The sequence below is a fragment of the Nocardia yamanashiensis NBRC 100130 genome, from assembly GCF_001613325.1.
In the GTDB taxonomy this organism is placed as follows: domain Bacteria; phylum Actinomycetota; class Actinomycetes; order Mycobacteriales; family Mycobacteriaceae; genus Nocardia; species Nocardia yamanashiensis.
Genome location: NZ_BDCD01000020.1, coordinates 126,914 through 140,020 on the forward strand (window position 1 = coordinate 126,914; position 13,107 = coordinate 140,020).

The 13,107-nt window shown below is 68.4% G+C and carries 11 protein-coding genes; all 11 read right to left on the bottom strand.

What is annotated here, in order from left to right; translation table 11 throughout:
• Positions 1-88: 88 nt before the first annotated feature.
• Entirely contained in the window at positions 89-3,244 is a 3,156-nt protein-coding gene (gene ileS, locus NY1_RS23610; RefSeq protein ID WP_067717340.1) for an isoleucine--tRNA ligase, read from the bottom strand.
• 321 nt (positions 3,245-3,565) lie between these two features.
• On the bottom strand, positions 3,566-3,769 hold the full coding sequence (locus tag NY1_RS23615; protein ID WP_067717741.1) for a hypothetical protein: 204 nt from the start codon (positions 3,767-3,769) through the stop codon (positions 3,566-3,568).
• A gap of 102 nt (positions 3,770-3,871) precedes the next feature.
• Complete coding sequence (gene wag31 / locus NY1_RS23620; RefSeq protein WP_067717343.1) at positions 3,872-4,699, bottom strand: DivIVA-like cell division protein Wag31; 828 nt, start codon at positions 4,697-4,699, stop codon at positions 3,872-3,874.
• A 72-nt stretch (positions 4,700-4,771) separates the two neighbouring features.
• Positions 4,772-5,074 (bottom strand): YggT family protein, encoded by a 303-nt coding sequence (locus NY1_RS23625; RefSeq protein WP_067717345.1) that lies wholly within the window; start codon positions 5,072-5,074, stop codon positions 4,772-4,774.
• 249 nt (positions 5,075-5,323) lie between these two features.
• A complete protein-coding gene (locus NY1_RS23630; protein WP_067717346.1) occupies positions 5,324-6,121 on the bottom strand; it encodes a cell division protein SepF in 798 nt (265 codons plus the stop codon).
• 184 nt (positions 6,122-6,305) lie between these two features.
• Entirely contained in the window at positions 6,306-7,052 is a 747-nt protein-coding gene (locus NY1_RS23635; protein ID WP_067717349.1) for a YggS family pyridoxal phosphate-dependent enzyme, read from the bottom strand.
• A 32-nt stretch (positions 7,053-7,084) separates the two neighbouring features.
• Positions 7,085-7,825 carry a peptidoglycan editing factor PgeF gene (gene pgeF / locus NY1_RS23640; RefSeq protein WP_067717356.1) on the bottom strand — a complete coding sequence of 247 codons (741 nt, stop codon included), beginning with the start codon at positions 7,823-7,825 and terminating at the stop codon, positions 7,085-7,087.
• Between the two features lie 153 nt (positions 7,826-7,978).
• The gene (gene ftsZ, locus NY1_RS23645) at positions 7,979-9,220 is read right to left on the bottom strand and encodes a cell division protein FtsZ (RefSeq protein WP_067717358.1); all 1,242 of its coding nucleotides are present in this window, start codon (positions 9,218-9,220) and stop codon (positions 7,979-7,981) included.
• Positions 9,221-9,541: 321 nt separating this feature from the next.
• Entirely contained in the window at positions 9,542-10,384 is an 843-nt protein-coding gene (locus NY1_RS23650; RefSeq protein ID WP_084535255.1) for a cell division protein FtsQ/DivIB, read from the bottom strand.
• A gap of 3 nt (positions 10,385-10,387) precedes the next feature.
• Positions 10,388-11,911 carry a UDP-N-acetylmuramate--L-alanine ligase gene (gene murC, locus NY1_RS23655; protein ID WP_067717360.1) on the bottom strand — a complete coding sequence of 508 codons (1,524 nt, stop codon included), beginning with the start codon at positions 11,909-11,911 and terminating at the stop codon, positions 10,388-10,390.
• A 37-nt stretch (positions 11,912-11,948) separates the two neighbouring features.
• Positions 11,949-13,091: an undecaprenyldiphospho-muramoylpentapeptide beta-N-acetylglucosaminyltransferase gene (murG, locus tag NY1_RS23660; protein ID WP_067717745.1), complete on the bottom strand. Its 1,143-nt coding sequence runs from the start codon at positions 13,089-13,091 to the stop codon at positions 11,949-11,951.
• Positions 13,092-13,107 lie beyond the last annotated feature (16 nt).

Here is a 13,107-nt window from a genome sequence, read left to right on the forward strand (position 1 = left end):
TCGACATCACAGCGTGCGACAGGGGCGGGACCCGTACGGATCCCGCCCCTGCCTCACCTCACACCCGCCGCCGTGGCGACGGCTGCGCTCACGCCTTGGTGACCGCCGCCTTCACACCGCCGACGATCTCGGCCGCCCCCGCGCCCGCATCCCCGAAGGTGAGTGCGGTCGCCAGGATCTCACCGGCGATCAGCTCGCGGTGCGTCTCCGCCCAGCCCAGCCGCTCGGCCGGCACCTCGAGGACCACGGTGATGCGGTCGGAGACGTCCAAGCCCAGGGACTTGCGGGTCTCCTGCAGATCGCGGATCAGGTCGCGGGCCCAGCCCTCGGCCTCCAATTCCTCGGTGACCACCGAATCCAGCACCACCAGACCGCTATTGCCGGGCAGCGCGGCGGTGGATTCGGGTTCGGCGGCGACCAGGCGCTGGGTGTACTCCTCGGGCAGCAGCGCGATGCCCGCCGCGGTCACGGTGCCGTCGGCGGCCTCGCTCCACTCGCCGGCCTTGACCGCCTTGATGACCGTCTGCACCTGCTTGCCCAGGCGCGGACCGGCGGCCCGGGCGTTCACGACCAGCTCGAAGCGGCCGTGCGAGGCCACATCGGTGGTGAGGTCGACCTTCTTGACGTTCACCTCGTCGGCGATCAGCTCGGCGAACTCGCGCAGTCGTTCCGCGTCGGCGGCGGCCACGGTCACCTCCGACAGCGGCAGCCGCACCCGCAGGTTCTGCGCCTTGCGCAGGCTCAGCACCGTCGAGCACACCGTGCGCACCTCGTCCATGGCCGAGACCAGGTCCGGATCGGCGGGCAGATCGGTCGCGGCCGGCCAATCGGTCAGATGCACCGAACGGCCGCCGGTCAGGCCCCGCCAGATCACCTCGGTGAGCAGCGGCAACAGCGGGGCCGCCAGCCGCGTGGTCACCTCGAGGACCGTGTGCAGGGTGTCGATGGCGTCGCGGTCCTCCTCCCAGAAGCGCGAACGCGACCGGCGCACATACCAGTTGGTGAGCGCGTCGGCGAACGAGCGCAGCTCGTCACAGGCCCCGGCGATGTCGAAGACCTCGAGCGCCTCGGTCATGACGTCGCGGGTCTGCGCCAGCTTGGCCAGGATGTACCGGTCCAGCACATTGCTGGAGTCGGTGCGCCAGGTGCCGGGCGTCGAGGCGTACAGCTGCAGGAAGGTCCACGCGTTCCACAGCGGGCGCAGCGCATGGCTGACGCCTTCGCGGATGCCGCGCTCGGTGACGATCAGGTTGCCGCCGCGCAGGACCGGGGACGCCATCAGGAACCAGCGCATGGCGTCCGAGCCGTCGCGGTCGAAGACCTCGTTGACGTTCGGGTAGTTGCCCTTGGACTTCGACATCTTCATGCCGTCGTCGCCGAGCACGATGCCGTGCGCCACCACCGATTTGAACGCCGGGCGGTCGAAGAGCGCGGTCGAGAGCACGTGCAGGTTGTAGAACCAGCCGCGAGTCTGGCCGTTGTACTCGACGATGAAATCGCCCGGCGAGTGCGGGGCCGCGTCGGCGGTGCCCTCGAACCATTCCTTGTTCTCGAACGGGTAGTGCACCTGGGCATACGGCATGGAACCGGACTCGAACCAGCAGTCCAGGACCTCGGGCACGCGCCGCATCATCGACTTCCCGGTCGGGTCATCGGGATTCGGGCGCACCAGCTCGTCGATCATCGGCCGGTGCAGGTCTTCCGGACGCGCGCCGAAGTCGTGCTCGAGCTGATCGAGCGAGCCGTACACGTCCACGCGCGGGTATTCGGGGTTGTCCGACACCCACACCGGGATGGGCGCGCCCCAGTAGCGGTTGCGGCTGATGTTCCAGTCGCGCGCGTTCTCCAGCCACTTGCCGAACTGGCCGTCGCGGATGTGCTCCGGAACCCAGGTGATCTCCTTGTTGAGCTCGACCATGCGATCGCGGAACTTGGTGACGGCCACGAACCAGGACGGCACCGCCATATAGATGAGCGGCTGCCCGGAACGCCAGCTGTGCGGGTAGGAGTGCTCGATGGTCTCGTGCCGCAGCAGCTTTCCGGCCGCCTTGAGGTCCTTGATGATGACCGGGTTGGCGTCGAAGACCATCAGGCCCTCGTACGGCGGCACCATCGAGGTGAACTTGCCGCCCGCGTCCAGCGGCTGCACCAGTTCGATGCCGGCCGCGGTGGCGACGTCCATATCCTCCTCACCGAAAGCCGGTGCGAGATGGACGATGCCGGTGCCGGAGTCGGTGGTGACATAGTCGGCGTTCAGCACGCGGTGCGCGTTCGGGTGGCCGAGGAAGAAGTCGAACGGCGGGGCGTAGCGCAGATCGGCCAGCGCCGCGCCGGTGTGCTCGGACAGCACGACCGGTTCGTCGCCCAGCTCGCGCGTGTAGTGCGAGACGCGCTCGGCGGCAAGCAGGTAGCGCTTGCCGTCCTTGCCCTCGACGTGCGCGTAGGTGACGTCCGGGTGCACGGCGATGGCGAGGTTGGACGGCAGCGTCCACGGCGTGGTGGTCCAGATGAGCGCGTTCGCGCCGTCCAGGGCCGACAGCGGATGATCCGCCGGCACCGACAGCACCATATCCACGGTGACCGCGGGATCCTGGCGCATGCGGTAGGCGTCGTCCAGGCGCGCTTCCTGATTGGACAGCGGGGTCTGCTCGTACCAGCTGTAGGGCAGCACCCGGAAGCCCTGATAGATCAAACCCTTGTCGTACAACGACTTGAACGCCCACATGACCGATTCCATGAAGTCCAGGTCGAGGGTTTTGTAGTCGTTGTCGAAGTCGACCCAGCGGGCCTGACGGGTCACATAGTTGCGCCACTCGTTGGTGTAGCGAAGCACCGAGGATTTACACGCGGCATTGAATTCCGCGAGCCCCATGGCATCGATCTGTGATTTGTCCGTGATACCCAGCTGCTTCTCAGCTTCGATTTCCGCGGGCAGCCCGTGAGTATCCCAGCCGAATCGCCGTTCGACCTTCTTACCGCGCATGGTTTGGAAACGCGGGATCAAATCCTTGACGTATCCGGTCAGCAGATGACCGTAGTGCGGCAGGCCATTCGCGAACGGCGGGCCGTCGTAGAAGACGAATTCCTCTGCATCGGAACGGTTCTCGATGCTGGCCCGGAAGGTGTCGTCGGCGCTCCAGTACTCGAGCACGCGCTGCTCCAAGTCCGGGAACGACACCGGACCGCCGGTCGCGGCCAGTTCGACCCGGGGGTACGCGTTTCGGGTGGTCGTCTCGTCCGCCATCGCGGCCTCTCGTCTCCTCGTGCCATCACCTGGTAGGCACGGGGACGAATCCCGGCGCTCGGTGCGCCGTGACCGCGGTACCACCCCGCTTGCCCGGCCGTGACGAGACTCCTGCGGCCGAACCACTTCATTGCGAGCTGTGACGGGCTCACCCGTTCGGTTCTAGTGAGCGCGGAAATCCCGCGCCGTTCTTCCGAAGGCTCCCCGGTGATGGCCGGATCGACGCCGAACTGCTGTGTCCGATTCTAGCGGGGCGCGTCCAGTGGATATTCCCCCGGCCCGCCCGTCCAGGTCGCTTGCCGAAACCTGGTGCCGGGAGACCTAATGCCTGGCGTGCCTGCCGCCGGGATGAGACTCGGCGTCCTCGTCACCGTCACGCAGCGACAACGCGCTCACCAGCAGCAGCACCGCGCCGATCACACACACCACGATGCAGCCCCACGCCCAGATCACCGAACCGGTGGTCAGCGCGGTTACCAGCAAGCCGAAGCCGATGGCCGCGAGAACGAGCGTCACTACGAGCAAGAGCACCAACCCCTAGCGCTGTGTCGATAGCGGCGGTGGAGGTACCGCGCCGCCCGGCCGTCAGGACCGGGCAATGCGACACCGATGTCCGTAGTTACGAGTTTACTTGCCGCCCTTCAGGAGTGCGCCGTTGCCGGACGCGCCCTCGCCGAACTCGCCGCCGTCGACCGGCACCGCGGAGCCGCGGTTCTCCAGCTCTTCCAGCTGCGATTCCAGGTAGGACTTCAGGCGCACGCGGTACTCGCGCTCGAAGGTCTTGAGCTGCTCGATCCGGCTCTCCAGCACGCTGCGCTGCTGGGTGATGGTGGCCATGATCTCGGTGTGCTTGCGCTCGGCGTCGGCCTGCAGGGCGTCGGCCTTCTCCTTGGCCTGGCGGAGCTGGGAATCCGAGCGGTTCTGCGCGTCCGACAGCATGGCCTCGGCCTTCTGGCGGGCGTCGGCGATCATCGCTTCGGAGCGGGTGCGGGCGTCGCTGACCAGGCGCTCGGAGTTCGCTCTGGCATTCGCCAGGAGCTGCTCGGCCTCGGTCTTGGCGTCGGAGGTGAGGCGGTCGGCCATCTCCTGGGCCAGCGAAAGCACCTTGGCGGCCTGCAGATTCGCGTCCGCGGACGGGGCCTCGGCCTTGACCTGGGCGACCGGCGCGGGAGCCGGCATGGGCGGCGGCGGGGCCACCGGCGCGGCCTTGACCGGCTCGGGGACCTGCGGGCCCTTCACCGCCTGTACCGGGCCGCGGTTCTTCTTGGCGTCGGCCAGTTCGGCATCCAGCTCGGCGACCCGCTGGCGCAGATCGGCGTTCTCTTCGATGAGGCGTGAGAGCTCCTGCTCGACCAGGTCGAGGAAGGCGTCGACTTCATCCTCGTTGTAGCCGCGCTTCCCGATCGGTGGTTTGCTGAACGCGACGTTATGAACATCGGCGGGGGTCAGCGGCATGGAACGATCCCTTCACGCTTCGTATGGAGATCTAGCGGTAGATCTGGGCAAGCATTCTTTCGGCCCATTCTGTCACACCTGAGCTACCGACTGCCCGAGCGAGCCCGTGATCGTCATCAGGATGAAGACGATAAACAGCAGCACCATAATCGACAGATCGAGCCGAATTCCCCCAAGATTCACTGGGGGTATCAAACGCCTCAGAAGTTTCACCGGTGGGTCGGTGATCGTGAAGATCACCTCCAGGATGACCACCAGGATCCCGGCGGGTCGCCAGTCCCGGGCGAAGCTGCGAATGAACTCCACGATGACCCTGGCGATCAACAGCAGCCAGAAGACGAAGAGCAGCAAGTACAACACCTGGAAGAGGGCCACCCGACCACTCTGCCTCAGAATCCATGATCAGCAAAACAGAAACACGGATCGTGCCGGTCACAGTAAGATTCCCCCGCTATGATCGCTTCCCCCGCATGCCGAATCGGCCGTTGAATCGGTCAGCCGCGCGACAGCGACTTCTTCGCAACCCCCGTTGACGAACGGCAATTCGTTGCCGCCGTTTACTTTTGGTCGCGGCTCGCCCCCACGCGCCACCGCAACCGATAACTCCCGAACCGGTACAGCTGGTTACTTCTGGTTGTAGAAACCGTTTTCGGCGATGCGGCGGCGCTCCTCGGCGGAGACGTCGACGTCGGCGGGCGAGAGCAGGAACACCTTGGTGGCGACCTTGTCGAACGAACCACGCAGGGCGAAGGCAAGTCCCGCGGCGAAGTCGACCAGGCGGCGGGCGTCGGAGTTGCTCATCTCGACCAGATCCATGATCACCGGGGTGCCGTCGCGGAACCGCTCGCCGATGATGGCGGCCTCGGCGTAGGTGCGCGGGCGCAGTGTCGTGATCTTGGACAAGGGGCCTCCGTCCTCGAAGATCTGCGAACGGCGCGGCGCGGGCTGCTCCAGCCGGCGCTCCTCCATCCGCAGCTCTTCCATGCGCCGCTCGGCCTCGGTGTCGACGGCCAGGGCGCCGCGGGTCGCGCCGCGCATGCTCGGCGCGCTGCCGCCCATGCTGCGGGTGCGGCTGGAGGGCGCGGTGTCGATGCGGGTGGGGCGGCGCGGCGGCTCGTAGCGGTCGTCGGCGTCGTAGCCGCGCTCGCGCTCGTCCGCGTAGTCGTCCCGGCGGGACACGCTGTAACCCGGCTTGTACGGCGCCTTGTAGGACGGCTCGGCGTACGCCGGCTCGTCGTCGTAGCGCTCGTCGGAGTACCGGTCGTACTCGCGATCTGCGTAGGAACGGGGGGCACGACGCTGGCCACGCTCGTCGGCACTCCGGGCGGGTCCACTCACTCCGCGGTCGTCGACGTAATCGTCTTCGTAATCCTCGAGCGGAACCATCCCGAAGTACGCCTTGAACTTATGCAGCGTGCTCATGCTTCCACCTCGCTGGCGCTCGTTTCCAGCACGAGCACGCTCGTGGCTGCGTACTTTTCCCGCTCGCTGCGCTCGCTCATCTGGTCGACCTTCCTTCGGCCCCGGTTGGCCTGGGGTGTTGTCCTGCTCAGACCTCGTCTGTCACCAAGCATATGTTTCAAATGTGACTGATGAGGTTTCTTTGCTACGCCGAGGTTATCGGTCGCGCGCCCATCAACGCGGTTCCGACACGCACGCACGTCGATCCGTGGCGGATCGCGGCCTCCAAATCGTTCGACATACCCGCCGACAGCTCCGTGGCCTGGGGATGTTCCGCCAAAAGAGAGGTATGGAGCCGGGCGAGTTGCGCGAACGCCGCGTCCGGCTCGGCATCCAGCGGCGGGATCGCCATCAAGCCTCCGAGCTGCAACGATGCGGCGGTCTCCACCTGATCGGCGAGGGCCAGCAACTCCGCTTCGTAGGCGCCGCCGCGGGCCGGGTCGGCATCGAGGCTGACTTGCAGCAGCACCCGCAGCGGGGTATCGCGCTCCCCCGCGTCCAGGGCCGCCCGGGCGCCGGCGTCCAGGGCACTTGCCAACCGGTCGGAATCGACCGAATAGACCGTATTTGCCCAGCGTGCAACGGATTTCGCCTTGTTACGCTGCAAGCGCCCGATAAATTCCCAGCGCACTCGAGACAGATGGCGCAACTGCGCCACCTTGCCCGATGCCTCCTGCTCACGGGACTCCCCGAACTCACGCAGCCCCAGGCCATAGAGGATCTCGATATCCGAAGCGGGGTGGAACTTGGTGACCGGCAGCAGCCGGACCTCGCCGGGTGCACGCCCGGCGGCCCGGCACGCAGCGTCGATGCGAGCGGTGAGGGCGCGCAGCGAACCGGCCAGTTGCTCGGCCCTTTCCCCTTCGAAAGTGACCTGCGCCTCGTTCGCCATTTCGGAACCCCTTGCGGTGACTCCGTTTTCGGTCATTCTGCGGTTCCTTCCGATGCCATCCAAATCACACCGGCGAGTCTTCCAGTCGGCGCGCCGCGCCGATGGCTGAACAGCGTCTTGTCCTCGATGGTGCACCGCGGATCCATGGCCACCGCCGCCACGCCCGCCGCCTCCAGCTGCCGCCGGATCCCGGCCCGCAGATCCAGTCCCGGCGTCCCCTTCGCCGTGGTGGTCGCGCTCCCCGGCAGATGCGCCTCCACGTCCGCGCGCATGGCGGCGGGCACCTCGTACTGGCGACCGCTGGCCGCCGGTCCCAGGAACGCGCCGATCCGCTCGGGCTTCGCCCCCACCGAAACCATCGCCTCCAGCACTCGCGGCACGATCCCGATCCGCGCCCCGATCCGCCCCGCGTGCACCGCCGCGATCACCCCCGCCTCGTCGTCCGACAAAAGAATCGGCACGCAATCCGCGGTGAGCACCACCAACGCCAGATCCCGCTGCGTGGTCACCAGCGCATCCGTGGCAGGAACCGGCTCCGCCCGCGGCCCGTCCACGATCTCCACATTCCGCCCGTGGATCTGCTCCATCCACACCAGCCGCTCGAACGGCAGCCCGATACTCTCGGCCAGCCGAACCCTATTGCGCCGCACCGCCTCCGGATCGTCCCCCACGTGATCACCGAGATTGAACGAGTCGTAGGGAGCCTGCGAGAACCCGCCCGTCCGGGACGTCACCACTCGTCTGGTCCGGAAAACCGGTGCCGCTGAAGTCATACCTACGAGGGTAGTGGTGAACTCCGGGCAACTCCCACCTGGCGGGCGTGGCACATGTCATGCGCGGGGCGTGCTCACCGGTGAAACGACCGTGCCCGCCCCGGGGTGACGGGGCGGGCACGGTCGATGTGAAATCCCTATGGGCGCTGGAACTTACCGGCGCATGAAGGGCGGGACGTCCACCTCGTCGTCATCGTCGGAGGGCTGGATGTGCTCGCGGGAGTTGTGCTGGACCGTCGGCTCGACCGGGCGGGCCGGTTCGTAGGACGGGGCCGGGATGCGGGAGACCGGGGCCGGGGCGGGCTCCGGGGCGCGGACGGGGGCCGGTTCCGGGGTGCGCGAGGTGAATTCGGTGCGCGCGGAGCCGACCTCGCCGGCGACGGCGCGGGCGGTGCTCGTCGAGGAGGAGGGCAGGCGGCCGACGGCGGGTTCGATGCGGCGGGCGGGGCCGCTGCCGTCGAAACCGGCGGCGATGACGGTTACCCGCACCTCGTCGCCGAGGGAGTCGTCGATGACGGTACCGAAGATGATGTTGGCTTCGATGTGCGCGGCTTCCTGCACCAGGGAGGCCGCCTCGTTGATTTCGAAGAGGCCGAGGTCGGAGCCGCCGGCGATGGAGAGCAGCACGCCGTGGGCGCCGTCCATGGAGGCCTCGAGGAGGGGCGAATTGATCGCGGCCTCGGCGGCTTTCACCGAGCGGCCCTCGCCGCGGGCGGAGCCGATGCCCATCAGGGCCGAACCCGCGCCGGACATGACGGACTTGACGTCCGCGAAGTCGACGTTGATCAGGCCGGGGGTGGTGATCAGGTCGGTGATGCCCTGCACACCGTTGAGCAGCACCTCGTCCGCCGAGCGGAAGGCGTCCATCAGCGAGACGGCCGCATCGCCCAGCTGCAGCAGGCGGTCGTTGGGGATGACGATGAGGGTGTCGCAGGATTCGCGCAGCGCCTGGATACCGGCCTCGGCCTGATTGCTGCGGCGCTTGCCTTCGAAGGAGAACGGGCGGGTGACCACACCGATGGTGAGCGCGCCGAGCTTGCGGGCGATGCTGGCCACCACCGGCGCGCCGCCGGTGCCCGTGCCGCCGCCTTCACCGGCGGTCACGAAGACCATGTCGGCGCCCTTGAGCACCTCTTCGATCTCGTCCTTGTGGTCCTCGGCGGCCTTGCGGCCCACCTCCGGATCGGCGCCGGCGCCGAGACCACGGGTGAGTTCCCGGCCGACGTCGAGCTTGACGTCGGCATCGGACATCAGCAGAGCCTGCGCGTCGGTATTGACCGCGATGAACTCGACTCCCTTGAGTCCCTGTTCGATCATTCGGTTGACGGCGTTCACGCCGCCGCCGCCGATACCGACGACCTTGATCACAGCAAGGTAGTTGTGCGGGGGCGTCATTCGCGTTCGCCTTCCTTCGATCCAAAAAGCTTGTCGTCTTCGGATACTCGCCGTTACGCGACCCGTTTGGTCTCGGTCCGGTAAACCCTCAACCATAGGTTCAGCGTTATGTCAAGTATCCGACTGGTGCCGAACGGTATTCGCAGCCACCGCGTTACGGGCGCAGGCGCGCCGAACGCAGTACCAGAATCTTGTGTGATTCGGCTCGTCCGGCCCACTTGCGCATCGTATCGTGGACGGTTGCCCTCCGGTGCCGGGATCGGAACCAGCGGTGACATTCCGGCAAGCCGCCGAAATTTCCGGCGGCCCAATGGGTATCGCTCACTTTACCGTGACCAGATTCGGACTCGAAATGTCGAACACCTTGCCGTCCTGGGTCAGCACCGGCATTACGACCGCCGCCTTGCGCGCCGAGTCCGCCACCCCACCCCACAGCACGGTACGCCCGTCGCGCAACTCGAGAGCAATATCGGAGGCCGAGCGCGCGATGATCCGTTCCACCAGGACGCGCAGATCCGGTGGGGCGGCGGCGATCACGGCCACGGCCGCCTCGGTCACCGGGTCGGTGCCGCCGGGATGCTCGGTGACCAGTTTGGGCAGGCTCGGCGAGGGCGGTTCGATGGCGAATTCCACGCTGTCACGATCGAGCAGATGGGTGCCGTCGGGGCTGTCGAAATAGGCTACCGCGACTCGTTCGTCCACCGTCACTTCGACACTGGACGGAAAGACCCGCTGCACGCGGGCGGACCGGACCTTGGGCAGGGCGGCGACGCGTTCGGCCATGGCATTGGTGTCCAGGCGCAGCATGGACAGGCCCTCCGGAACCTGAAGCGCGGTCAGCACTTCCTGTTCCGGAACCGTGGACAGGCCGGTGACGCGGACCGTGCTGACCGAGATCACCGGCGTGAACCAGGCGACCAGTCCGAGCGCGATGACCGCCACGACACCCGCGGCGATGCCCAGGCGCACCCGCCCGGACCGTAAGGCATTGCCGAGCCGCGATTCTCGGGGCGCGCGGCCCCGGCGCAAGCGGGCGCGCCGGGCCGCCGCGGATTCGGCCGCGGCGGCGTCAGCGGAGTCCGCGACCCCCGCGCGCCCGGAATCCGTTTCGTCCCAATCGTCCTCGTGACCGGATTTGCCGTCCGCTCCCCCACCCGGGCTCATCGGTCACCGCCCGTGTGAGGTTCGCGCCCGCAGCCCGTCCAGAATCTGGCTGCCCAGCATGGTCACATCGCCCGCGCCCATGGTGATCACCACATCGCCGGGCCGGGCCAGCGAACCGACCTGTTTGCCGACGCGCGACATATCCGGCTGATAGTGCACGGGTTTGGTGACCGCATTGGCCACCAGCGCGCCGTTCACGCCCGGCAGCGGTTCCTCGCGCGCGCCGTACACGTCGAGCACCACGACCTCGTCGGCGAGCGAGAGGGCCGCGCCGAACTCGGTCGCGAAAGTGGCGGTGCGGCTGTACAAGTGCGGCTGGAAGACCACGATCACCCGGCCCGGCCGCGACCGCGCACCGTCCCGGGCTTCCTGCGCGACCAGTTCGGCGGCGGCGGACAGCACCGCGCGCACCTCGGTCGGATGGTGCGCGTAATCGTCGAACACGCGCACGCCGTTCTCGCGCCCGGTGAGCTGGAAGCGCCGGTGCACGCCGCCGAAACCCTCCAGGCCCTGGATGATTTCGTCGATATCGGCTCCGGTGGCGCGGGCGGCCAGCAGTGCCGCGAGCGCGTTGAGCGCCATGTGCCGCCCCGGCACCGACAGCCGCAGCCCGCGCGGCGCGGCCTCGTCCGAGAGCTGGAACACCGCATTGCCGCCCACATCGCGCGGCTCCCAGGACAGCAGCCGCGCACCGACGGTGATGCCGGCTTCGGCGAAATCGCCCGAGCCGTAACCGATCACCTCGATGCCGCGCGGATCGCCGGCCAACCGCGCCGCCGAGCGCCGCGCCAGCCCCAGCGAACCCGGATCGTCCAGGCACACCACCAGTTTGCCGCCCGGTTCGAGCCGGTCCACGAAATCGTCGAAGACCTGCACGTACGCCTCGTCGGTCCCGAAGAAGTCCAGGTGATCGGATTCGATATTGGTCACCACCGCGACGTCCGGCGCGTACTGCAGCAGCGAGCCGTCGCTCTCGTCGGCCTCGGCCACGAAGATCCCGCCGGTTCCGTGATGGGCATTGGTGCCCGCCTCGTTCAGCTCGCCGCCCACCGCGAACGACGGATCCAGCCCGCAGTGCTGCAGCGCCACGACCAGCATGGAGGTCGTCGACGTCTTACCGTGCGTGCCCGACACCAGCAACGTCTTGTGCCCCTGCATGAGTTCGGCCAGCACGGCCGGGCGCAGGAGCACCGGCAGCCCGCGCTTGTGCGCTTCCACCAGTTCGGGATTCGTCTTCGGGATGGCGGCGTAGGTGGTCACCACCGCGGTCGGCCCGCCCGGCAGCAGATCCAGCGCACTCCCGTCGTGCCCGATCCGCACCTGCGCCCCGCGCGCCCGCAGCGCCAGCACGCCCCGGCTCTCCTTGGCGTCCGATCCGGACACCAGCCCGCCGCGCGACAACAGGATCCGCGCGATACCGGACATGCCGGCCCCGCCGATCCCGATCATGTGCACGCGCTGCAACAACTCCGGCAGATCGGTCTGCTGATCGACCGCCGTCCGCTCGATATCGGCCGCGTCGGTCATCGACCCTCCACCTCCATTACTCGCAGGGTTCCCGTGGTCATAGGCCCGCCACCTCCATCGCGATGCGCGCGACCGCGTCGGCGGCGTCGCGGTGGCCCGCGTCGGCGGCGGCACGGCCCATCGTGGTCAGCCGGTCAGGATCCATGAGCAGCGGTATCACCTCGTCGATCACGTATTTCGGAGTCAGCTCCGCGTCCGCGACGATTCTGCCACCGCCGGCGGCGACCACCGGACGGGCGTTGAACTCCTGTTCGCCGTTGCCGTGCGGGAGCGGGACATACCACGCGGGCAGGCCGACCGCGGACACCTCGGCCACGGTCATCGCGCCGGAGCGGCAGATCACCGCGTCGGCGGCGGCATAGGCCAGGTCCATACGGGAAAGGTAGGGCACGGCAAGGTATTTGGCGGCACCGGCTCCGGGTGTCGCGCGCGGGTCGGCCGTGCGGGTGTGCTTGGGGCCGTGCGCGTGCAGCACCGAGATCCCGGCGGCGGCCAGCTGCGGGGCCGCGCCGGAGACGGCTTCGTTGATGGAGCGGGCGCCCTGGGAGCCGCCGAAGGCGAGCAGTACCGGGCCGTCGGCGGGCAGGCCGAAGTGGGCGCGGGCTTCGGCGCGCAGGGCGGCGCGGTCGAGGGTGGTGATGGTGGAACGCACCGGGATGCCGATGATTTCGGCGTCGGCGCGGCCCGCGGCGCGGACACCGGAATCGGGTGCGGCGGCCAGTACCCGGGTGGCCAGGCGCGCGCCGACCCGGTTGGCGATGCCCGCCATGGCATTGGCCTCGTGCAGCACCACGGGAACCCGCTTACGAGTACCGCGCAGACCGCGTCCGGCGGCCAGGTAGACCGGGAGCGAGACGTAGCCGCCGAAGCCGATCACCACGTCGGCGTCCACCGCGTCGATCACCTCGCGGGTGCGGCGGACCGCGGCGCGGATGCGGCCCGGCAGCCGCAGCAGGTCGGCGGTGAGTGTGCGGGGCAAGGGAATCGGCGGAATGAGTTCGAGGGGGTAGCCGCGGGCGGGGACAAGGGTGGTCTCGAGGCCGCGGTGGGTGCCGAGTGCGGTGACCCGGATGGCGGGGTCGCGGCGGCGCAGCGCGTCGGCCACGGCGAGGGCGGGTTCGATGTGGCCCGCGGTGCCCCCGCCGGCCACGATCACAGACAGTGGCCGGGTCGTGTGCATCGGGAGGCCGGCCGCC